This is a genomic window from Acinetobacter sp. 24-47-62, assembly GCF_056779765.1.
Genome location: NZ_JBWYIN010000003.1, coordinates 88312 through 110165, shown reverse-complemented (window position 1 = coordinate 110165; position 21854 = coordinate 88312). Strand labels below are relative to the sequence as shown.

Below are 21854 nucleotides of genomic sequence, written 5' to 3'. Positions count from 1 at the left end.
TCCTGTTTTTTATTCTGATTGTCTTTTATAAATTTGGTCACTCACCACACTATACACTTGGCTTAAATCCGTACGTCCAGCCTGCGCCAGCATCTCTTGATGCATATGGATAATGTTTTGATCACCACGCATCGCTGGTCCAGTTTGCACCTGTTTTGGGGGATTTAAAGTCGCTTTTTTCGCAGTTTCCAAAATCAATGGGTACAATAAATTAAAATCGACTTTTTGTGCATCTACGAGCTGCTTAGCGACGTCATAGCAGTAGTTGGTAAAGTTACACGCGAAGACAGCTGCTAAATGCAAACTCAAGCGCTGTGTTGAGTCATATTGATAAACCTTTTGACTCAACTCTTTTGCCATTTGAGTCAAGGATGCTAAATCTTCGTCGCTCATCGCTTCAACAAATATTGGCGTACTCAACCAATCAATTTGACTTTCAAAGCTAAAGGTTTGTAGTGGATAGAACACACCTGCACGCTCATGATATTGCGTGATTTTCGAGATATGGGTACTGCCAGACGTATGTACAATTAAAGCCTGAGGAAGCTGTTTTGCAACTTTTTCAGCAACTTCTTCAATTGCCTTATCACTCACCACCAATAATGCAATATCAACGGTGTTTTCGAGATCTTCAATTGCATTGCATGGTCTAGCTCTTACTAAAGCCGCCAACAAATTGGCTTTAGATTGCTCTCGACTAAACACTTGGACAATCTCATGATGTTGACTCAATACCTGAGCCAAATGATGAGCTACGCGCCCTGCTCCAATCACACTAATACGCATATCGCTTCCACATATATTCTGTATACCTAAGCATGCCGATAAAAAAAGGGCGAATCAATTCGCCCTTTTGCTATATTGTAATAAATAAATTAATTAAACACATTGTTTAGGTACACAATTCTCTCATTGGTCTTTTGAATGAAACATTTAGAATATTGCATCTCAACATTGATTTGATTCATTTCATTGTCCCAATATTGATAATGTTGCTGATAAGTTTCACGTTCTTTTTCTGGGATACTCTCAATTGACTTTTGAGAGACCACTTTACAGTCCACGTCACGACGTTCGAACCATTCAGTTTGATCGCTCTTTAGCTGCTCTTTTTGTTCGCTGCTCAAATTATCCCAAGTTAAATTAAGTCGCTCGACAGCTCGTGCTTGCTCTTTATCTAAATCAGATTTTCTCAATTGCATGGCTTTAAGTGCCAAGGCTTTTGTTTTTGTTGTACAGCTTCATACTCTTCGTAAGCTTTTGATTCATTCTGATTTGCTTTACGAAATGCTTCAAATTGAACAGCATATCTCGTCATACTTGCAGCAATATCTAACAATGCATTATCAGGTTGCACACTCAGCATTAAACCTTCTTTATCCGTCTTGGTAATCTCATAATTCAAAGTGCCTGTGAGCTTATCTTGCCCATAACTGATATTGCCATGAACATCATTAATCCAATGTTGGAGCGTATAACTACCTTCGTCATGTTCACATTCATATTCGCAAGGTTTTTCAAGGTATGCATTTTCAGCACGACGTTAAAGCCCCTTCGGCAGGTGGATAACCAACTGGCTTGAACACGTCAGTTTGTTTGTTGCATTTGAAGGATCATTCGTTGTAGTAATCGACTTGAGTTCAAATCTAAGTGATGAGTTGATTTGGGAAAGTAATTTTAAATCTGACTCATACTGATCTGTTGCTTTTAAACGACGATCTAAAATGTTGTTATATTCCTGTTGCGCAAAGCGTTCAATTTCTTTGACATTTGTAGGAGAAGTACAACTCCAATCAGCAATTTCTACATTCTGTGAGGTGTCTTTGCTTTTCTTATTGAGATCACAACCTGCAACGAAGATGGTAGAGATAATCAAAGCCAATTTAATCTTATACGTCATTTTTTATACCGCATATTTATAATTTTGACATATTTAATCAAATTAAAAACAACAACTCCATCACATTTTTATTTTTTTAAAATTTGATGCGTAAAAGCTAACGCTCAACAACCCTGTTTAATCAATGCCTAACTTAGAGTGAAAATTTTTTGCTGTAATTCAGATGTTCGAATAATCGCCATATTTGTTTCGCAATTCAATCGAAAAACTTCAGGATTATCGGCGCCTTCACTATTTAGTTTGCATTCTAAATTACGCTTTTTAGCCCACAGTTCTTGCTCATATTGTATTTTTTGGCGTGCTTGAAGTGAAGCTCTATTCCATACAGAATTTAGATCCTCATTGGCTTGATCTAATTTAAGTTGTGCTTCAGCAATAAGAATGGATTGATAATCGTCTGATGTTTTATTTTGCTGATTTAAAAGTGCTTGTTTCTTTTGACGATCTAACGCTAAAGCTGTCAAACGTGAAGGTTTTAAATGGGCATCTATTAGAACTTTTTGCATAAAGCTGGTGAAATGTAGTGCATTCACCAATTGTAAAGTTACTTCATGCTCTGAAATTCGTACACTATAATTTAACTCAGTAGAAATCTGATTGTTCTCAAAGTTTAATTGAGAAAGTGCAGCTGATTCTAAAACATTTGACTCTCGATTTAATGCGCGCGATACATCAGCATCCGTCAGATAATTTGATGGTAGTTCAGCAGTGACTCTTGCTGTACACATCGTCTGATCAGAGGATCTCATTTTCTTTATTTTATCAATTTTTTCAATTTTAAATTGAACTGGTTTCAAACTACGCTGTAAGAGTTGACCATCTATAATAACTTGATCATTTTCTATAATACTTTTGAGTTGAGTCGCTGAGATATTCGCGATGTCTTTATGGATGACTTGTTCGAGTTTTAATTGCACTTCAGGTTGATCACAACGATTAAAAGCATACATGATTGAATACACTTGTTGGCATCCTGACAACACACCAACCATACACAATGTGGTCAATGTTTTCATCTGAAGTTTCATGCTACTCCCCCAATCAAACTCAAGCTCTTGATACCAAACCTCATTGGTTTTGTTTTGATTCTTATTAAAGCTCTCAGTTAAATTTTATTAAAAAATAAAGATCTTCATAAAATATACTGAATCATGAATTATTCAATCATCCATAATAAAAAAGGCCGATATTAATCGACCTTTAAATGATTGAATTCACATTATTTTATGAAAGTACGAATTACCTTACCTTTGACTTTTTGATTAATCAACGGTGTATTTTTGCCTTGAGAAATAATAGAAGATTTATCAAGTGTCCATTCCAAATCTGGATCAACCAGCACCCATCCAGCCTGTGCTTTCCATGTCTCAGTCATTTGTGCGACAGCAGCTGGCGCACTCGTTACTTTTTCAACCCACTCTAATGGACTAAATAAACCTTCTTCAATCAATTTGATTCCAAAAGGAACATACGAGTCAAACGCAGTAAAACCTGGCAAAGTCTCTGCAAAAGGTGCCATTTTTGCAGAACTACTAAGTGGTTCATGATGCGTACAAATCGCGTCAATTACCCCAGATTTTACCCCCTGACGAAGTAACTCTTTATCAGATTCTGAACGCAAAGGTGGACGTACATGTGCCAAGGAATTGAATCCATCAATTAAAGATTCCGTAAGATGTAACTGATGCATTGCAACATCACACGTGACTGGCAATCCTTTTTCCTTCGCGATACGTATTAACTCAACCGAAGCACCACAAGACAGTAATCCGAAGTGTGCGCGGACTTTTGTCGCCTCTATCATTAATAGATATTTTGCGATCGCGACCGTTTCTGCCAAAGCAGGAATCATTGGTAAACCTTGGCGTGAAGCAATAAAGCCTTCATGCACACAGCCATCTTTCGCAATTTGAGGCTCTTCAGCATAGAATACGACAGTTAAATTCAAACCTGCAGCATATTCAAGCGTACGAAGCACCACATCGTCATTCGCAAAAGGTGCATTTGCATTAGATACAGCAGTACAACCACCCTTTTTTAAACCCGCCATGTTGGCTGGTTGATTTCCTTGAAGCCCTTGTGTTTGTGCACCTATCACCTCAAGGTAAATCCCGCCATCTAACATGGCCTTTTCAACAAGACCATGAATTAAAGCGCCATTGTCCTGAACGATAGGTTTTGAATCTGGTGGGGTAAATACATGTAAAATGCCATTTTCGCGTGCTGCTTTACCTTCAGATTTCAACGTTCCATGTTGTTGTTGACCTGGCTCTCGTAAACGTGCACACAAATCAACCATCGTTGGCATCAGCCATTTGCCTTGCCCATCGATGCTTTCATGCACATCTGAAGTCGCTTCGATGCGTTTTCCATCTTGAATAAAAATAGTTTCTATTTGATCAGTTTGAGCAATTGGATCTAGGACGCGTACATTTTCGACTTTAACAATAGACATGACTGATTCCTTATACCGCAACTGCTTCAATTAAACCTTGTTCTTGTAACTGACCCTGCATCGCCAGCGCGAGTACTGCCATACGCACCGCAATACCATTGGTCACCTGATTCAAAATCACTGATTGAGGACCATCTGCAATACTTGAATCAATCTCAACACCACGATTCATCGGCCCTGGATGCATCACGATACAATCAGGTTTGGCCAAAGCCAAACGCTCTTTGTTCAAACCATACATTTTGTAAAATTCAGCTTGTGAAGATAATGCAGGTGAATCGATACGTTCGTTTTGAATACGTAAAGTAATGATGACATCACAATCCTTGATCCCAGCTTCCATATTATTGAATAGGCGAACACCTTCACCATATTCATCAAAGCCGTAAGGAAGTAACGTATTCGGCGCAATCACACGAATATCTTTACAACCTAATGTTTGCAATGCAGCCACATCAGAACGTGCAACTCGTGAATGTTTAATATCCCCAATGATCGCAATGGAAATATCTTCAAATTTTTTATTGGTTTCACGACGAATCGTAAGCATATCCAACATTGCTTGTGTTGGATGCGCATGACGTCCATCACCCGCGTTGATAATCGCAACAGTTGGACAAACATCCTTCGCAATAAAATGTGCAGCACCTGATGAAGAATGTCGAACAACAAAGATATCGGCCGCCATTGCTTCTAAATTCCACAATGTATCTCTCAGTGTTTCGCCTTTAGAAGTACTTGAGCGGGCAATATCAATATTGAGTACGTTGGCAGAAAGACGTTTTGCCGCTGCTTCAAATGTCGTTCGTGTACGTGTCGAATTTTCAAAAAACAGGTTCATTACAGTTTTGCCTTCAAGCATATTATTGGTAATGAGCTGATTTTGGTCATTAAAAAAGGACTGTGCAGTGTCCAATATTTTTGTAAGAGTTTCTTTTGAAAGGCCTTCGATGGTGAGGAAGTGTTTGAGATTCCCATCTTGGTTGAGTTGAATCTGGCTCGGTGTATGCAATGCAGCGAAGTGCATGAGAGATTCCTTATACGTTAAGTCAACGTATTATACAGATTCTAAAATGATTTGGCAGTGACCCACACGGCAGCTGATCAATAACTAACTTAATCACGACTTATGGTGTTTCATAAAAATTTTCAAAAACTTAATTTAACCAAAAGCATTCCATTGAAATCGTCTAAATCCTTAAAAATAAGGCTCATAACTCCTAGATAAAAGCTTGTTTATCTTTATTTTCATACATATATTCAATCAAATTTCCCTGAAATAGTGAGTTAGATTTTAAAAATAGAAATTTCAACAAATGATCTACTCATGGTTTTCTGGATATGTTAAAAAATGAGTGAGACACATCTGTATAGCAATCACGATTAAAAGACTTCCCATCACCCTATTCAAAATTCTTGCTCGATTTGCCACATTAAGAAACTGAGCCAATTTTTCCCCTGCATATCCCCAAAGCCATAAAGAGACATAGCAGACCATAAAATAAATCAAAACAAAAAGCGCTAAATAAACACTATTCTCTGAAGCTGAAAATAGGGCTGTACCTGAAACGGCGGCAATCCAAGCTTTTGGATTCAGCCACTGCATTAACGCACCTTGCGTAAAATTTGGAATCTTCTCTAGATCTTTGTGATCTGTTCGAATTTTTCGCCTTTAGCGCTTAAAATATTCCAGCCAATCCAAACCAATAGAGCCGTTCCTAACAGCGCAATAGCATCCAAAAGAACCGGATACGATAAAATAATCTGATATAGACCAAAGCAAACTGCTGCAAGTAAAGCAGTAAATCCAATGGCTGCACCTGAAATAAAAGCAAAAGTTTTTCGAACACCAAAGTTCATACTGCTACTGAGAATAGTTAAATTAACAGGTCCAGGAGAGATAGACATCGATAATGAAAAAGTAAACATAGAGAAAATTAAAGCCAGCATATTTTTTTATCTTTTAGTGTTTTTTAGTTTTATGGGGCTATATCAACCAGTTTCAATCAATCTTTAAATTTAAATTATTTTTAAAATGGTTGTATCAGCGCATTAAAGCAGTTTTAAAATCAAAAATAAGTTAAAATACGCGATTGCTTTATTTGTCTTTGGGAATGTTCATGAATTCTAAACCTCGTCTTTCTACATATTGGGTTACCTGTGCAGATGGGCTTGAAACCTTACTTCAAGAAGAAATTGAAGGTTTAGGAGTACAAAACGTTGAACGTTTCCCTGGGCGATTGGTTTTCAAAGGTCAATTGGCTGATGCCTACCGCATTTGTATGTGGTCTCGTCTTGCATCACGTGTTTTGACGCCTATCCATACGTTTGAAGTTGAATTTACTCACGATGCACGCGATGTAGCTGAAGAACTCTACGAAGGTGCAAATAGTTTTGACTGGTCGCTTATTTTTGCACCTCAAAGTACATTTGCTGTGCGTTTACATGTCGAACGTGAGATCAAAGTCAACAGCCAATTCGCCACCTTACGTGTGAAAGACGGTATCGTAGATTCCTTCATGGAGGCTGTCGGTAAGCGTCCAAGCATCGATATCAAACAACCAGAAATAACCATTTACGCTTTGGCTGGTAAAAAAGAACATACTTTCTGTTTAGATTTGTCTGGCGATTCATTGCATAAACGTGGCTATCGCCACTATATGACTGATGCACCGATCAAAGAAAACTTGGCTGCAGCCATTCTTCAACATGCACAATTAATTGAAAAGAATCCAGATATTGTTCTTGATCCAATGTGTGGTTCAGGAACGTTCATTATTGAAGCTTTAATGATGTTAACTGACCGCGCGCCTGGTTTGGTTCGTCGTTTCGGCTTTAATGGCTGGAATGGTCATGATCATGATCTTTGGATGCAAATTAAAGGTGAAGCTGCGGAACGTCACAAAGTTGCCTTAGAAAAACCGCTTCCAAAATTCTATGCCTTTGACGCAGATTGGGAAGCAGTAAAAGCAACCAAAAATAATATCCGCGCTGCAGGATTTGAGGCATTGCTAGATCAAATTCAAATAGAAGAGCGCACCCTTTCTGATTGGCCAGATTTTAAAGCAGAAGGTAAATCTGTGGTCGTTGTCACCAACCCACCTTATGGTGAGCGTCTTGGGGATAAAGGCTCTAGCCGTTCATTCTATCTTGGTCTATCTGGCTTACTTCAAAAGAACTTTGCCAACCAAACTGCCGCAGTTATTGCAGCTCAAATTGAACAAGCAGACGTGTTAGCATTCAGCGAAACTCAAACGCTTCGCTTAATGAATGGTAAGCTTCCTATTTATATTCGCTCGGGCAAGATTAAGCCACCTGTTGTGACACAACCTTTCTTAGCCAATTGGCAACCACTTCAATTCGATAAAATTGAAGGTGCCGAAGATTTTACAAATCGTCTGCAAAAGAATATGCAGAATTTGAAAAAATGGGCAGTGAAAGAAAATATCTATTGTTTACGAATTTATGATGCTGATTTACCAGACTTTAATGTCGCTGTAGATCTATATGGTGACCGATTGCATGTTCAAGAATATGCCCCACCAAAATCAATCGATCCTGAAAAAGCGAAAAAACGTTTTAATCTTGCTTTACAAGCAATCCGTGCTGTCACAGGTTTAGGTCGCGATGCCATTTTTATCAAGACTCGTGCTCGTCAGGAAGGTAAAAACCAATACACCAAACAAAGTACTGCCTCTAAACGCTTTATCGTTCAAGAAGGCAAAGCGAAAATTTTGGTTAACCTCACAGATTATTTGGATACTGGTCTTTTCCTCGATCATCGCCAAATTCGCTTACGCATCGCTGCTGAAGCGAAAGGTAAACATTTCCTTAATCTATATAGTTATACCTCAACTGCAAGTTTACATGCTGCGTTAGGTGGTGCTGCGAGCACGACCAGTGTCGACCTTTCAAATACTTATTTAAACTGGTCTAAAGAAAACTTTGTCTTAAATGGTTTAACGGTTGATCATGCTGACCAACAACACCAGTTCTTTGCCAGTGATTGTTTTGAATGGTTAAAAGAAGGTCATGAACAATATGACTTAATCTTTATCGATCCGCCAACGTTCTCGAACTCTAAAAAATTCCATGGTACGTTTGACGTTCAACGTGATCACTTATCCCTGATTAAGCGTGCAATGAATCGTTTAACCACTGGTGGTACACTGTATTTCTCAAATAACTATCGTGGTTTTGAATTAGACGACGAAATCAAAGCATTTTATGACATTGAAGAACTAACCCATGAAACAATTGGTCTAGACTTTAAACGTAATACTAAAATTCACCGTTCATGGAAAATTAGACATCTTCAAGCCTAATGATTTGAGAGCTTGACTAATAAAAAACAGGGCAATTCGTTTGCCCTTTTTTATTTTCTTAAATTTTTTGAAGGTGAATATTCCTTTGTCACAATAATGGTTGGATCTGTGGAAACATAGACAGTACGTGGTAGCGTATCATAAGGATAATACGTCAGTGGTTTAATGGTTTTGCTAATCTGATCAGGATCTGCTTTTTTGCTCAATTCAAAATCAGAAACCGCATTTGAAACCAATTGCTTCTGATTAAATTCTTCTGCTTGAGTCTGAGCCAAATATTGTTGATTTTGTATTTGTACCTCAGCGCTCTGTGATACTTCTTTTTTTAATTCTTGCACTAAATTTTCATTCAAATTCTGATCAATCACTTGCTGTTCGATGAGTTCAGATTCATCTAATTGCTGTGCAGTTACCCATTGAAAACTACTCATCAGCATGCCAGAAATTAAAATTGACTGTCGAAAAATAACGCTTATAAATTCCATTTTTTATCTCGAAAATTATTATTGTAGTTTTATTTATATATTCATTAATTACAGCTAATCAAGTGCGTTCACCCGCATTCCGATGAACGCACCATATTCTTAAATACGACTCACTTCAAAGTAAGAGTATTTAGAACGATCAATCACGTCATAGAGTTTACTTTCATAACTATGAAGCGTGTGAACTGCTTTCATTTTATGTGATGAACACTGCTCTAGAACTTGCTTACGTGGATCATTCTCAACAACTGTCACACAAAATGATGTTTTACCCTGAGCCTTCACTAATGTGTTGACATTGGTCAGCATAAACTTTAGTACGTCTAACGCACTTGGATCACAGAGGAAACTATGCGTCATGAGATAATCAAAGGATTGCCCTTCTTCGGGAAGCGTTAACTGTCCAGTAATACGAGCATAAGTGTTATAGACAGGTTTTAACAGTTTTAACGTTGTAGAATAACTCGCCACTTTAGTTTGTTTGAAATCTTTTTGATCCCATAAACCAAATAAACCTACGATTTTATGATCTGAATTGAGCACTAAATGAAAGTCTTCTAACCTCAACCCATACCAAAAAGGATGATTAGCTTCCAATAACACTTTAAAGTCATAATCAGGTAAAAAATTATAATGGGACGCCATTTCTTGTATAAAACCATTGACCGCATCAATCTTATCTATGGTCATTGTTTCAAGCCGAAGTTCAGCAGAATGCTTAAACTTAGGCACCTTAGAAATGGTAAAAGTGGTCATCGAATCAAAGATATAAGGTAAAGCGTATCCTTCTCTTTCACGATGCATCATATTACGAGCTACTTTATTATCTTCTAAAATCACACTTTGAAAGATAATTTCACGAGGGAAACATTCAAAAATGTATTCCATAAATACATTAAACGCTTTTTTACCCCGAGCTGTAAGTTTGATTCGTAAATCTGATACATAGCGTAATTGTTCAGTGACGCCATTGATCCAATATGATTTCCAACCGATGTTCATCATGGCAATAATTTGATCAGGCTGATCTTGATGTACGACAACCAAAATTTCAGGCTTATTATATTGTGCATGTGTAGCACGAAAATAACTCGGTTTCCGCTCAAATGAAATCACCATACCGTTACTCGGCATACTTTCAGAAATCAGCTCAATCAATTGAGGATCATCTTGCTCCGCAGCATAACGTAGATAAAATTCAGGCGAGGTTTTTGATCGATATAGTAAATTTTGCTCTGTCATTTTTAAATTCTTAAATAAATTTCATTTTCTTCAATGGTTCTGGCTTGATATTCCCCTCAATCATGCCATTGAGCATTGCGATTGTCTTATATTCATGCCATGCATCTTCCACATGCATCACGCGTGCTTCATCTAATTGCCCTAAATTACGTGCCAATTCATAGTGAAAATTTTGTTTTAGCAATTGATCTAACTGTTGATCGGACGGCTGCCCACTCACACTACCCTCAGAAAGCAAAACATAATAAGGTTTCGATTCAGTCTGTTCTATTCCGAGTAAACTAATGGGTAAAAAACCGTTTTGTTTAAATGTATCGATCACACTCAAAGCAACAGATTGATCAATCTTTTCTCCGACCAAATCAACTGTCATCTTTCGACCAAGAAATTTAAAGCACGGAATGCCCTGATAAAAAGAATCAACCAATAATTCATCATCAATAATGTAGCGTTTTAGGCCAGACCCTGTCGTAATAATCGGACTCACGATTTGACCTGGTTTAAGCTGCCAAGCAGGGTAAATTTGCTGAGTATCTAAATCTTGAAACTCATAAAAATGAGCTTGATACATCAAGGGATAATGATCATCTAAAGGTATAGTCACTACGCCTTCAGTGGCCCAAAGCCCTTTACCTTCAAAACTTACACCCTTAATTGTGGTTTTTAAAATTTGTGCCCAGTGCTGAGCGCTTGCGGTATCCCAAGATGAAATTAAAAATAGCTTTGGCCACAATTTTTTCCAACAAGTCGGATCTTCCAAATCTAATTGTTCTAGAATCTGGCTACGTTTTACTGATTTTTTGATTTTTAAAAAATCTAAACTTTGACGACTCCACTGACCAGTCGATAAAACCTCAACGATTTCACTCTTATTTTCTTGGATAATTTCGATCAGTTGCAGTGCAAAAGTTGGGCTCCACACTGAAATCATGCCGAGATTTTCATCTCTGACTAAATATACAGCCGTAGCGAACATCGCATCTTCAGCAGTTTCTGCCAAAGCAATGTCAGCAGGGACTGCTTGCGTAATTTGAGTTAAAATTCGTTTTGAAAAAGAAAGTAAGGCACTATCATCATTTAAATTATGAGTGGTCGTCAGTTGACGCTGGCTTTCAGGCAACCAAGATACAGACCAATAGTGTGTTGTACGTTTTAGTTCAGGATAACGACGATATAAACTCGTGAGCCATAAACCAATCGCCTGATCTATTTCACTTAAAAATTGTTGGGTATAAGGAATAAATTTGAGTGCTTCACTTGAACCACTTGTAGGCTGGAATCGGATAATTTTACTTTTATTAAGTAAATTTACGCCTTGATTACGTGATGCTTCAACTTTCTGCTTCCAATCAGCATAACGTGTTACTGGAAAGTGTTGAGCAAACGACTCATATTCCATCTTTGGATCATCACATATAACTTTTAATTTATCACGCTGAACTTTTTCCAATTGATCAGCGTATTGATAAAAGTCTTTAAATGATTTTTTACAGGCCAAATTTAAAACTTGATGAGCTGCAAATATCACAGACATTAGGCCACCTTAGAATCTTGATCTTGATCTTTGGTTTGAGCCGATTTAGATAATTTATCTTTATTCAGATTCGACTTATTTTTTTTGAGCGATGATTTTTTCACAAACCTTACCGCTGTTTGCAAAATATCAACCCAACGCAGCTCACCAATACACGGTAATTCAGTACCTTGAACCCAAGATGGATTGCATTCCTCAAAAAACTCGATTTTACGATTTTTCTGGCGCATTTCTTCTGTTATTGGGGCCACATCAGGTTTCAGACACTGATAGTTTTCTCCAAAATCAATCAGCTTTGATTCATCATCATAGTATTCTGCAAAATACTCACGACAATATGCTTCAACATAATCTTTTAAATATTCATCTTTATTTTCTGGATTTGGATAATAGTGATAATAATTATTTGCAAGAAGTAAGTAGGTCTTAAAGCCCTTTGAGATCAGCATCCAATAGATCGGTACACCCGTATGACGTAATTTGAAGGTCATTACATAACGGAACATCGCACGTTGTAATGCTCGACTACCCCAATACGCCTCCTCAATAATGGTATCACCACTAAAAAAAGCATGGGCAGTTTTACCGTTCACGGTAAAATTTCGCTCCATTACAGTTGAGAAACCCACTAAAAAATCTTTTTTGGGTTCTCGAATGATAAACACACCAGTCTTTTCCAAAAGGTCTCTTTCAAAAATTTCAAAGACTGTATTTGAATAATAGTTACTGTAAATATTGAACATCTTTTCAATATCACGAGGTTTTAAATCTTTTACCTTAACAAACTCACTATAAGGTTCTTTTTTTAATTTTCGGAGTCGTTTTAATTCTAGCATATTGATCCCATTAAGCTAAACAATGAATTCCTTTTGTGAATCAATAAACAAATTAAACATTTATGCACAAAAATATTGAGTGCAATCTTATACTTAATAGATTTGAGTAGCAATTTTATTAAAAAATAAATTTATTATTTTTAAATCACTTAAATGAAAAAAAACCTGAACGAATTCAGGTTTTCTAAGTTTGTTTATTAAATTCTAATTTAATTTAAGTTTACTAAAACTCAAATCTCCATCAGTGCTTTGTATAACAATTGTATCTCCTGGCAAAAATTCTCCCGCCAAGATTTTTTGAGCCAATGTATTTTCAACCTTTTGTTGAATAGCACGTTTAAGTGGTCGAGCCCCATAGATTGGGTCATATCCTGCCTCAATTAATTCATCGAAAGCAGTGTCATCTACAGTCAAACTTAAATCACGATCAGCCAAACGAGCACGTAAGCGATCTAACTGAATATCCGCGATACCTCGAATCTGCGATTTTTTCAGTGCATGGAAGATTACAAGCTCATCAATTCGGTTAATAAACTCTGGTCTAAAATGCTCAGAAACAGCAGCCATCACAACACTGCGTACATCTTGTTCCGTCGCCATGTCACCTAATTCGCGCACTTCATTTGAACCTAAGTTTGAAGTCATGACGATCACGGTATTTTTAAAATCCACCACACGCCCTTGCGAATCAGTCAAGCGACCATCGTCAAGTACCTGAAGCAGAATGTTAAATACATCTGGATGAGCCTTCTCTACTTCATCAAATAACACCACGCTATAAGGCTTACGGCGTACTGCTTCAGTTAGCACACCACCCTCTTCATAACCAACATAACCAGGAGGTGCTCCCACCAAACGACTAATAGAATGTTTCTCCATAAATTCAGACATATCGATACGGATCATGGCATCGTCACTGTCAAATAAGAAGTTTGCTAAAGCTTTAGTTAACTCAGTTTTCCCAACACCTGTTGGACCTAAAAATAAGAATGAACCACTTGGGCGATTCGGATCTGAAAGTCCAGCACGTGAGCGTCGTACCGCATTAGAAACTGCAACTACCGCTTCATCTTGGCCTACGACGCGGTTATGTAAAAATGTTTCCATATTGAGTAATTTTTCACGCTCACCTTGTAGCATTTTTGCTACAGGAATTCCTGTTGCTGCACTTACAACTTCGGCAATTTCATTGTCCGTCACTTTATTACGCAATAATTTAGGTTCAACTTTCTCTTCAGATGCTTCTTCACTGAGTCGTTTCTCCAAATCAGGAATAACACCGTATTGAAGCCGAGCCATTTCAGCTAGATCATTTTCACGTTGTGCCTTTTGCATCGCAATACGTGCTTGATCAAGCTCCGCCTGAGTTTGTTGATCGCCTTGGACCAAACGCTTTTCAGAAATCCACACTTCTTCAAGATCGCTGTATTCCTTCTCCACTTCAGCAATTTGTTTTTCTAAGTGTGAAACTTCAGCTTTACTTCCCGCATCTTCGTCTTTTTTTACAGCCTCAAGCTGTAATTTGAGTTGAATAAGACGACGCTCTAATTTATCTAGAGACTCAGGTTTTGAATCAAGCTCCATCTTAATTCGAGATGCCGCCTCATCAATTAGATCAATCGCTTTATCTGGTAGTTGACGATCTGTAATGTAGCGATGTGACATTTTAGCTGCAGCAATGATGGCAGAATCTAAGATTTTGACACCATGATGTACTTCATAGCGCTCTTTTAATCCACGTAAAATCGCAATCGTGTCTTCAACGCTAGGCTCGTCAACCAATACTTTCTGGAAACGACGTTCAAGTGCTGCATCTTTTTCAATGAATTGTCGATATTCATCTAAAGTTGTAGCACCTACACAACGTAATTCTCCGCGTGCTAAAGCAGGTTTCAACATGTTACCTGCATCCATTGCACCGTCGCCTTTACCTGCACCGACTAGAGTGTGCAACTCATCGATAAACAGAATAATTTCACCATCATGTTTAGCAAGATCTTTTAATACTGCTTTTAAGCGCTCTTCAAATTCACCACGATATTTTGCACCAGCTAAAAGCGATCCAAGATCAAGTGATAAGACACGTTTATTTTTTAAACTTTCAGGCACTTCTCCATTGACGATACGCTGTGCTAAACCCTCAACAATGGCAGTTTTACCAACACCCGGCTCACCAATCAAAACAGGATTATTTTTTGTACGGCGTGATAAAACTTGGACTGTTCGACGAATTTCATCATCTCGCCCAATCACTGGATCAAGCTTGCCAGAAAGTGCTCGCTCAGTGAGATCAATGGTGTATTTGTTTAATGAATCACGTTGATCTTCATGATTGTTACTCATGACTTTTTCATCACCTCGAACTTTAGTTATCGCCGCTTTTAAACCTGCAGATTGAACACCAACCGCATTTAAAATAGTTTTGGTTGCACCCGTTTCTGCTAAACCAAGTAACACCCAATCTGTTGAAAGAAACTCATCACCCGATTTTTGTGCATAACTATCTGCCAAGTTAAGCGCTTTAACCGCATCTGGACTCAGATTAATATCACCAGTTGGATGAGCAAGTGTTGGTGCATCATCAAGCGCCTGTTGCAACTTTGTGCTTAATTCTCGTAAATTCGCCCCTGCCTGCTGCAACAAACTCATATTTGATGGCTCTTCAAGCAGGGTCGATAGTATATGGATGCCTTCAATCGCTGTATGATCCTTGCCCATTGCTAAAGATTGCGCATCAGATAAGGCTTGCTGTAAGCGATTTGTAAATTTTTCAAAACGCATTATTATTTTCCTCACAACAAATTTGGTACTTGCTTAGTTAATGGGTGAGAAGCGTCATATTTCAAGTCGGTTTTTTAATTATTTTCTTATATTTCAATTATTTAAAAAATAAAGATAGATTATAATTATAATATTTGTGCTGCTCATACATTTTTCAATACCACTTCACATTTTTTTCATGGTGATTATGATATTTATCCACTATTCACTAGATATGACAAAGAAAATATATTCCCCGTAAACGGTCATTATTGTTCTCAAATCATCACATAGGAGTACGCCGAACTTATATCGACCTAATCGGTACATGTTGTGCAAAATCATTCAATATGAATTTATAAGATAAACAATCAATTTTATATTTATTTAAAGAATATAGATAAAACTTATAATAATCACCGTTTTCCATAAACGGATGATTTAATCATTCAGGCATACTTACATGAATCATTTTATAAATCTCTCAGAAAATAAAGTCCATCAAGATAAAATTAAATTTATTTTATCTGAAGCAAAAAAAAATGTAGAAGATCATACACTCCTCTTTGCAGGCTCTTTAAAACCCCAAGATGCGTGGCTTTTGTTCCAATCCCAACAAGCGATCATTATTGATGTCAGAACACATGAAGAGCGAAAATTCGTAGGTTATGTCGAACATTCAGAACATATTCCTTGGCTCACAGGCATCTCACTTGAACGTAACCCTGAGTTTTTAGAGAAGTTACAATCTTTTGTTAATGCATATGACATCATTTTGCTCATGTGCCGTAGTGGAAAGCGCTCTGCAGCAGCAGCGAGTGTGGCGTATAACGCTGGTTTCACAAACGTATATAATATCGATCAAGGTTTTGAAGGTGATTTAGATCCCAACTCCCATCGTGGTACTTACAATGGCTGGCGATTTCACAATCTGCCATGGGTACAAGAGTAAAATTGATTCGCTCAACTTACATAAAAAAAGCAACCTTAAGGTTGCTTTTTTCAACTCGATAAAATCAAGCTTCGGCTTCAATGATTTCAAAATCATGTGTAATTTCAACACCGCCATCTGAAAGCATTTTACTTGCTGAGCAATATTTTTCTGCAGATAGCTCAACCGCTTTAGCAACTTGCTTTTCTTTAACTGCTTTTCCTGTAACCACAAAATGCAAATGTATCTTCGTGAAAACCGCAGGAATTGTGTCTGCCCTCTCGGCTTTCAACTGACATTGAACACCCATCACATCTTGTCTAGATTTTTTTAATATGGTCACAATATCAAACGAAGCACACCCACCAAGCCCCATTAAAATGAGTTCCATCGGACGTGGACCACGGTTTTCACCACCGTAAGCTTCAGCACCATCCATGATAATTTGGTGACCGCTTTCAGATTTTGCTTCAAAAGCAACATTCTCTAACCAATGTACGCTAGTATGCATTGCAACTACCTAAAAAAAACTATAAATTTACTTAGGACTGTACACTAGCATATATTGAGCTGATAAGGAATTTCACCTCTTATGCTTCACGTGGCAAGTTTATTTAGGTCTAAAGATCTAGTTACTATCCAAATCGGAATTTAAAAAGCATGACTTCTAATTTTTCACAACTTAGTACAGATGCTTTGTCGCCAGGTCAATTACCTGAATCTGTCAAAGCTTTGCTCAAGCGTGCGCACATCAATAGATTTCCAAAACGAACTTCAATTATTGATGCGGGCTCAGAGTCGAAATCTCTGTATCTAATTTTAAAAGGGTCGGTTTCAATTATTTTACGTGAAGATGATGAACGTGAAATTGTGGTAGCCTATTTAAACCCAGGGGACTTTTTTGGAGAGATGGGATTATTTGAAAGTAATCCTCACCGTACTGCAGAAGTACGTACACGTGATGTATGTGAGATTGCTGAAATTTCATATGCTAACTTCCATGAAGTAAGTAAGCAGTATCCAGATCTTAGCTATGCGGTGTTCGCACAGCTCGTTCGTCGCTTAAAAAATACAACTCGAAAAGTAACTGACCTAGCATTTATTGATGTATCGGGTCGTATTGCACGTTGTTTAATCGACTTGTCAGCTCAACCTGAAGCAATGATTCTTCCAAATGGACGCCAAATTCGTATTACTCGTCAAGAAATTGGTCGTATTGTAGGTTGTTCACGTGAAATGGTTGGTCGTGTTCTTAAAACACTTGAAGAACAAGGCATGATTGAAACTGATGGTAAAGCTATCTTAATTTTTGATTCATCATTAGAAGCAGTAAATTCTGTTGAAGAAGACTTTGACAGCAATGATGATGAATAAATTTTCATCTGATCTACATTCAAAAAAGCAAATCTGACGATTTGCTTTTTTATTGCCTTTTTTCTGAAAACTTTCGAATTTATTTTACATACGTTTTGAATCTTAGATTAGGTATGATTTCAATATATCAGCTTAAAAAATACAGCAAGGATGTTTAGCATGAAATTTAATCGACTTGGGCAAACAGATATACACGTTCCCGAAATTTGTTTAGGAACAATGACCTTTGGTGAGCAAAATAGCCAGTCCGAGGCTTTCCAACAACTGGAATATGCACTCGAGCGGGGGTTAAATTTTTGGGATACTGCAGAGATGTACCCAGTACCACCTAAAGTCAAAACTCAAGGCGCGACGGAAGAAATTATCGGCAATTGGATTCAACAGCGTGGCCAACGTGATCAACTTTTTCTTGCTTCAAAAATTGCAGGTCCAGGTCAAGGTGGTAGCAATATTAGAAGCGGTATAACTCGCTATACTGCCAGCGATATTAGCTCAGCCTTAGACTTAAATCTTAAACGCTTAAAAACTGACTATATTGATCTTTATCAGCTGCATTGGCCTCAACGCCCAACCAATATGTTTGGTCAATTGGGTTATACCAATCACCATGCTCACAGTACACTAGATATCACACCACTCGAGGAAACTTTAACTGCCCTTCAAGCGGAAATTAATAAAGGTAGAATTCGTTATATCGGACTCTCCAATGAGACACCATGGGGAACCATGAAATTTCTACACTTAGCTGAAAAGTTAGGGTTGTCTAAATTTGTTTCTGTACAAAATCCTTATAACTTATTAAATCGCACCTATGAAATCGGCATGTCGGAGATTGCTAAATTTGAAGGCATTGGTTTACTGGCCTATTCACCTCTTGCTTTTGGCTATTTAACAGGAAAATTTAGACATGGTGCGAGACCTGCAAATGCCAGAGTCACCTTATACTCTAGATTTGTACGTTATAGTAATCCTGAAAGTGAATGGGCAACTGAACAATACGCCCTTTTAGCAGAAAAACATGGACTGACATTAACGCAATTGGCTTTAGCTTTCATTAAACAGCAGTTCTTCGTCACCAGCACAATCATTGGTGCAACTGATTTAAATCAACTTAAAGAAAATATTGATGCTTTTGATGTGTCATTGTCAGAAGAAATACTTCAGGAAATTGAGATCATCCATAAACAACAGCCAAATCCAGCACCTTAAGTGTCTCATAAATTCGATTTCAATACATTTGACTCAAAGCCATATTGTGATAACAATTTACTAGTGGTGAATATAAAAAAGGATGCTATCGCATCCTTTTTTAGCTTTATTCTTTTAACGGCGACTTTGGTTATAAATCGCTTGAGCTGCAGGTAAGTTTTTACGCATCGCCTCAATTCGTTGAGCATTTGAAGGGTGTGTTGATAAGAAAGATGCATTGCCACCATTACTTGCTTTAGCCATCTTTTCCCATAATGTAATCGCTGCTTGTGGGTTATACCCAGCTCGAGCCATTAACATTAATCCACCCTGATCAGCACGGCTCTCCAAGTTACGTGAATAAGGCAAGCCTACACCCAGTTGAGAACCAATTTGTGCAACTGCTGCGCCACCTTGACCTACCCCAGCTGCACTTAAACCAACACCTAAAGCCAAGTCAGTTAAAGTTTGAGCGCCCAATTTACTTTTTGCATGCTCTTCCAAAGCATGGATCATTTCATGTCCCATGATGGCCGCAATTTCAGCATCTGTTAAATTTAAACGTTCCACAATACCTGTATAAAAAACAACTTTACCACCTGGCATGACAGAAGCATTTAATTCACTTGATTTAATTACAGATACCTGCCATTGGAATGGCTGACCCGTTTGATTCATTTGATCAGCATATGGACGCAAACGATTGTAGACATTGGTAATACGCTTATAGGTATTTGAGCTTGTATCCAATAAGCCCTTGCTGCGAGCTGTATCAATGGCTTGCGAGTAACTTTGTGCAGCAGCTGCATTTAATGTCGCTGAGTCCGCACCCGCCATATCCGCAAATGTTGTACACCCTGAAATCGAGATCACCGCAGATGCTGTAAGACCGAGCAATAATTTGTTCTTCATTATAATGTTCCAATCTACTTGAAAGTACTTGTTCATAATTATAGACAAACTCAACTAAGCTTAATATCTCATTTTTCTTCACTTTTTTATTTGTTATGTAATTTAGTAAACAAATTGATAGCTGATCCAAAAGACCAAACAAAAAATATTAAGCACGAGATAGGTTTGACTCCACGGTTTTAAACGAGTTTCAAGCTTCTCATCTTTACGTTTAAAAAATAAATAGGTGTTCTGAATTAAAATAATAGGGACCAATATGCAAGCGATCATAATCGACAGCCCAATAAAGACTTGGTAGACCACATCTTCGGCTACTGTTTGAGATCGAATTATCATCATCGCAATCGTGGGTGCCCCCCCCATTGCAAATAACAACGAATAAAACATTGTTCCAGAAATATTTTTATGCATCCTGCACACTCTATTATTTTATACATTCGATTTTAACAATCTCTAAGATTCAGCACAGCCAATTTTTATACAACTTTGGTCGTTGTTGAGATCAAAAAAAGCCCTGTGATATCACAGGGCTTTTTTAAAACTTTTAATTAAGCTTCAAACGGGTGACGAAGAATAATCGTTTCATCACGGTCTGGACCAGTTGATACGATGTCGATTGGACATTCGATTAACTGTTCAAGTCGCTTAATATAGTTGATTGCTGCTTCTGGCAATTGGTCTAAAGATTTAGCACCAAAAGTAGACTCAGTCCAACCAGGCATTGTTTCGTAAATTGGTTTTAAAGTTTCAAATGCAAGTGCATCAGAAGAACCTACGCAGCCCGAATCTGCAGCTTCATAACCTACACAGATTTTGATTTCTTCTAAACCATCAAGAACGTCAAGTTTAGTCAAGCAAATACCCGAAAGTGAGTTTACTTCTACTGAACGACGAAGGATTTCAGCATCGAACCAACCACAGCGACGTTGGCGACCAGTAGATGCGCCAAATTCTGAACCTACAGTACCAAGGTGCTTACCAATTGCATCACCAACATCGTTTGCAGCATCATAAACCAACTCAGTTGGGAATGGACCTGCACCTACGCGAGTTGTATAAGCTTTGGTAATACCCAATACATAGTCAAGGTGTAATGGACCAAGACCAGAACCAGAACTCACACCACCAGCAGTCGTATTTGAAGATGTTACGTATGGATAAGTACCATGGTCAACATCAAGAAGTGAGCCTTGAGCACCTTCAAACATGATGTTGTCACCGTTCTTACGATATTTATGCAATTCGCCAGTAACATCAACAACCAGTGGAGCAACAACTTCACGCCATTGATCACATAACGCAAGCACGTCTTCAAGCTTAACCGCTTCTACACCGTAGAACTGTGTTAATTGGAAGTTATGGTATTCAAGTAACTCTTCAAGCAATGCTTTGAGATGATCACCACCACGCACTAAATCAGCGACACGAACCGCACGACGTGCAACTTTATCCTCATACGCTGGACCAATACCACGACCTGTTGTACCAATCTTGGCATTCCCACGTTTTTTCTCACGTGCTTGGTCTAATGCAATATGGTTTGGCAAAATTAATGGACAGTTTGGAGAAATACGTAAACGTTCTTTAACTGGCACACCTTGCTCTTCAAGAATCGTCATCTCTTTGATTAACGCTTCAGGAGAAAGCACTACACCGTTACCAATTAAGCAAAGTACGTTTTCACGTAAAATACCAGATGGAATGAGGTGTAAAACAGTTTTCTTACCACCTACGACGAGAGTATGACCTGCATTGTGTCCACCTTGATAGCGAACAACTGCAGCCGCTTGATCTGTGAGCAGGTCAACGATTTTACCTTTACCTTCGTCGCCCCATTGGGTACCAAGTACCACAACATTCTTGCCCATAATAGCCTCATTGCATCATGCTGTTAAAATTGAAGAACATGATT

General features: G+C 38.0%; 22 protein-coding genes. 4 read left to right on the top strand and 18 right to left on the bottom strand.

The window, feature by feature from the left end:
• Positions 1–9: 9 nt before the first annotated feature.
• From AC1M87_RS03370 to AC1M87_RS03330, 9 genes are all read right to left on the bottom strand, one after another.
• A complete protein-coding gene (locus AC1M87_RS03370; RefSeq protein WP_481592943.1) occupies positions 10–786 on the bottom strand; it encodes a Rossmann-like and DUF2520 domain-containing protein in 777 nt (258 codons plus the stop codon).
• An 89-nt stretch (positions 787–875) separates the two neighbouring features.
• Positions 876–1202: a lysozyme inhibitor LprI family protein gene (locus tag AC1M87_RS03365; protein WP_481592942.1), complete on the bottom strand. Its 327-nt coding sequence runs from the start codon at positions 1200–1202 to the stop codon at positions 876–878.
• The gene (locus AC1M87_RS03360; protein WP_481592941.1) at positions 1193–1366 is read right to left on the bottom strand and encodes a hypothetical protein; all 174 of its coding nucleotides are present in this window, start codon (positions 1364–1366) and stop codon (positions 1193–1195) included. The genes AC1M87_RS03365 and AC1M87_RS03360 overlap by 10 nt, the downstream gene beginning before the upstream one ends.
• 177 nt (positions 1367–1543) lie before the next feature.
• On the bottom strand, positions 1544–1900 hold the full coding sequence (locus AC1M87_RS03355; RefSeq protein WP_481592940.1) for a hypothetical protein: 357 nt from the start codon (positions 1898–1900) through the stop codon (positions 1544–1546).
• A 128-nt stretch (positions 1901–2028) separates the two neighbouring features.
• Positions 2029–2928, bottom strand: a complete 900-nt coding sequence (locus AC1M87_RS03350) for a hypothetical protein (protein WP_481592939.1) — start codon at positions 2926–2928, stop codon at positions 2029–2031.
• Between the two features lie 191 nt (positions 2929–3119).
• Positions 3120–4355 (bottom strand): dihydroorotase, encoded by a 1236-nt coding sequence (locus tag AC1M87_RS03345; RefSeq protein ID WP_481588425.1) that lies wholly within the window; start codon positions 4353–4355, stop codon positions 3120–3122.
• 10 nt (positions 4356–4365) lie between these two features.
• Positions 4366–5382 (bottom strand): aspartate carbamoyltransferase catalytic subunit, encoded by a 1017-nt coding sequence (locus tag AC1M87_RS03340; protein ID WP_092766128.1) that lies wholly within the window; start codon positions 5380–5382, stop codon positions 4366–4368.
• Between the two features lie 294 nt (positions 5383–5676).
• The gene (locus AC1M87_RS03335; protein WP_481592938.1) at positions 5677–5961 is read right to left on the bottom strand and encodes a LysE family translocator; all 285 of its coding nucleotides are present in this window, start codon (positions 5959–5961) and stop codon (positions 5677–5679) included.
• A gap of 32 nt (positions 5962–5993) precedes the next feature.
• A complete protein-coding gene (locus AC1M87_RS03330) occupies positions 5994–6305 on the bottom strand; it encodes a LysE family translocator (protein WP_481592937.1) in 312 nt (103 codons plus the stop codon).
• Positions 6306–6475: 170 nt separating this feature from the next.
• Between AC1M87_RS03330 and rlmKL the strand changes: the two genes are divergently transcribed.
• Positions 6476–8680 carry a bifunctional 23S rRNA (guanine(2069)-N(7))-methyltransferase RlmK/23S rRNA (guanine(2445)-N(2))-methyltransferase RlmL gene (gene rlmKL / locus AC1M87_RS03325; RefSeq protein ID WP_481592936.1) on the top strand — a complete coding sequence of 735 codons (2205 nt, stop codon included), beginning with the start codon at positions 6476–6478 and terminating at the stop codon, positions 8678–8680.
• Positions 8681–8730: 50 nt separating this feature from the next.
• On the opposite strand, the gene AC1M87_RS03320 is transcribed toward rlmKL, so the two are convergent.
• The 5 genes from AC1M87_RS03320 to clpB form a co-directional block, all read right to left on the bottom strand.
• On the bottom strand, positions 8731–9165 hold the full coding sequence (locus tag AC1M87_RS03320) for a hypothetical protein (protein WP_481592935.1): 435 nt from the start codon (positions 9163–9165) through the stop codon (positions 8731–8733).
• A 99-nt stretch (positions 9166–9264) separates the two neighbouring features.
• Complete coding sequence (locus AC1M87_RS03315; protein WP_481592934.1) at positions 9265–10407, bottom strand: GNAT family N-acetyltransferase; 1143 nt, start codon at positions 10405–10407, stop codon at positions 9265–9267.
• Between the two features lie 10 nt (positions 10408–10417).
• A complete protein-coding gene (locus tag AC1M87_RS03310; protein WP_481592933.1) occupies positions 10418–11941 on the bottom strand; it encodes a GH3 family acyl-acid amido synthetase in 1524 nt (507 codons plus the stop codon).
• Complete coding sequence (locus AC1M87_RS03305) at positions 11941–12777, bottom strand: hypothetical protein (protein ID WP_481588431.1); 837 nt, start codon at positions 12775–12777, stop codon at positions 11941–11943. Before AC1M87_RS03305 ends, AC1M87_RS03310 begins: the two co-directional genes overlap by 1 nt.
• A gap of 204 nt (positions 12778–12981) precedes the next feature.
• Positions 12982–15558, bottom strand: coding sequence for an ATP-dependent chaperone ClpB (clpB, locus tag AC1M87_RS03300; RefSeq protein WP_481592932.1), 2577 nt, complete (start codon positions 15556–15558; stop codon positions 12982–12984).
• A gap of 442 nt (positions 15559–16000) precedes the next feature.
• Between clpB and AC1M87_RS03295 the strand changes: the two genes are divergently transcribed.
• Positions 16001–16489, top strand: coding sequence for a rhodanese-like domain-containing protein (locus AC1M87_RS03295; protein ID WP_035265884.1), 489 nt, complete (start codon positions 16001–16003; stop codon positions 16487–16489).
• Positions 16490–16553: 64 nt separating this feature from the next.
• On the opposite strand, the gene AC1M87_RS03290 is transcribed toward AC1M87_RS03295, so the two are convergent.
• A complete protein-coding gene (locus AC1M87_RS03290) occupies positions 16554–16979 on the bottom strand; it encodes an OsmC family protein (protein WP_180027588.1) in 426 nt (141 codons plus the stop codon).
• A 149-nt stretch (positions 16980–17128) separates the two neighbouring features.
• Here AC1M87_RS03290 and crp point away from each other — a divergent pair, with 149 nt between their 5' ends.
• Positions 17129–17842, top strand: coding sequence for a cAMP-activated global transcriptional regulator CRP (crp, locus tag AC1M87_RS03285; RefSeq protein ID WP_481592931.1), 714 nt, complete (start codon positions 17129–17131; stop codon positions 17840–17842).
• A gap of 159 nt (positions 17843–18001) precedes the next feature.
• Positions 18002–19051 carry an NADP(H)-dependent aldo-keto reductase gene (locus AC1M87_RS03280; protein ID WP_481592930.1) on the top strand — a complete coding sequence of 350 codons (1050 nt, stop codon included), beginning with the start codon at positions 18002–18004 and terminating at the stop codon, positions 19049–19051.
• Positions 19052–19165: 114 nt separating this feature from the next.
• On the opposite strand, the gene AC1M87_RS03275 is transcribed toward AC1M87_RS03280, so the two are convergent.
• The 3 genes from AC1M87_RS03275 to AC1M87_RS03265 all read right to left on the bottom strand — a co-directional run bounded on the left by AC1M87_RS03275 (position 19166) and on the right by AC1M87_RS03265 (position 21810).
• Complete coding sequence (locus tag AC1M87_RS03275) at positions 19166–19942, bottom strand: M48 family metallopeptidase (RefSeq protein WP_481592929.1); 777 nt, start codon at positions 19940–19942, stop codon at positions 19166–19168.
• A 102-nt stretch (positions 19943–20044) separates the two neighbouring features.
• Complete coding sequence (locus AC1M87_RS03270; RefSeq protein WP_180027584.1) at positions 20045–20353, bottom strand: hypothetical protein; 309 nt, start codon at positions 20351–20353, stop codon at positions 20045–20047.
• 137 nt (positions 20354–20490) lie between these two features.
• Positions 20491–21810 carry an adenylosuccinate synthase gene (locus AC1M87_RS03265; RefSeq protein ID WP_035265875.1) on the bottom strand — a complete coding sequence of 440 codons (1320 nt, stop codon included), beginning with the start codon at positions 21808–21810 and terminating at the stop codon, positions 20491–20493.
• Positions 21811–21854: the final 44 nt, after the last annotated feature.

Excerpts from the sequence above, each read along its gene's own strand:
- AC1M87_RS03370 (WP_481592943.1), bottom strand. The coding sequence starts at position 786 with ATGCGTATTAGTGTGATTGGAGCAGGGCGCGTAGCTCATCATTTGGCT.
- AC1M87_RS03365 (WP_481592942.1), bottom strand. The coding sequence starts at position 1,202 with ATGCAATTGAGAAAATCTGATTTAGATAAAGAGCAAGCACGAGCTGTC.
- AC1M87_RS03360 (WP_481592941.1), bottom strand. The coding sequence starts at position 1,366 with ATGCTGAGTGTGCAACCTGATAATGCATTGTTAGATATTGCTGCAAGT.
- AC1M87_RS03355 (WP_481592940.1), bottom strand. The coding sequence starts at position 1,900 with ATGACGTATAAGATTAAATTGGCTTTGATTATCTCTACCATCTTCGTT.
- AC1M87_RS03350 (WP_481592939.1), bottom strand. The coding sequence starts at position 2,928 with ATGAAACTTCAGATGAAAACATTGACCACATTGTGTATGGTTGGTGTG.
- AC1M87_RS03345 (WP_481588425.1), bottom strand. The coding sequence starts at position 4,355 with ATGTCTATTGTTAAAGTCGAAAATGTACGCGTCCTAGATCCAATTGCT.
- AC1M87_RS03340 (WP_092766128.1), bottom strand. The coding sequence starts at position 5,382 with ATGCACTTCGCTGCATTGCATACACCGAGCCAGATTCAACTCAACCAA.
- AC1M87_RS03335 (WP_481592938.1), bottom strand. The coding sequence starts at position 5,961 with ATGCAGTGGCTGAATCCAAAAGCTTGGATTGCCGCCGTTTCAGGTACA.
- AC1M87_RS03330 (WP_481592937.1), bottom strand. The coding sequence starts at position 6,305 with ATGCTGGCTTTAATTTTCTCTATGTTTACTTTTTCATTATCGATGTCT.
- rlmKL (WP_481592936.1), top strand. The coding sequence starts at position 6,476 with ATGAATTCTAAACCTCGTCTTTCTACATATTGGGTTACCTGTGCAGAT.
- AC1M87_RS03320 (WP_481592935.1), bottom strand. The coding sequence starts at position 9,165 with ATGGAATTTATAAGCGTTATTTTTCGACAGTCAATTTTAATTTCTGGC.
- AC1M87_RS03315 (WP_481592934.1), bottom strand. The coding sequence starts at position 10,407 with ATGACAGAGCAAAATTTACTATATCGATCAAAAACCTCGCCTGAATTT.
- AC1M87_RS03310 (WP_481592933.1), bottom strand. The coding sequence starts at position 11,941 with ATGTCTGTGATATTTGCAGCTCATCAAGTTTTAAATTTGGCCTGTAAA.
- AC1M87_RS03305 (WP_481588431.1), bottom strand. The coding sequence starts at position 12,777 with ATGCTAGAATTAAAACGACTCCGAAAATTAAAAAAAGAACCTTATAGT.
- clpB (WP_481592932.1), bottom strand. The coding sequence starts at position 15,558 with ATGCGTTTTGAAAAATTTACAAATCGCTTACAGCAAGCCTTATCTGAT.
- AC1M87_RS03295 (WP_035265884.1), top strand. The coding sequence starts at position 16,001 with ATGAATCATTTTATAAATCTCTCAGAAAATAAAGTCCATCAAGATAAA.
- AC1M87_RS03290 (WP_180027588.1), bottom strand. The coding sequence starts at position 16,979 with ATGCATACTAGCGTACATTGGTTAGAGAATGTTGCTTTTGAAGCAAAA.
- crp (WP_481592931.1), top strand. The coding sequence starts at position 17,129 with ATGACTTCTAATTTTTCACAACTTAGTACAGATGCTTTGTCGCCAGGT.
- AC1M87_RS03280 (WP_481592930.1), top strand. The coding sequence starts at position 18,002 with ATGAAATTTAATCGACTTGGGCAAACAGATATACACGTTCCCGAAATT.
- AC1M87_RS03275 (WP_481592929.1), bottom strand. The coding sequence starts at position 19,942 with ATGAAGAACAAATTATTGCTCGGTCTTACAGCATCTGCGGTGATCTCG.
- AC1M87_RS03270 (WP_180027584.1), bottom strand. The coding sequence starts at position 20,353 with ATGCATAAAAATATTTCTGGAACAATGTTTTATTCGTTGTTATTTGCA.
- AC1M87_RS03265 (WP_035265875.1), bottom strand. The coding sequence starts at position 21,810 with ATGGGCAAGAATGTTGTGGTACTTGGTACCCAATGGGGCGACGAAGGT.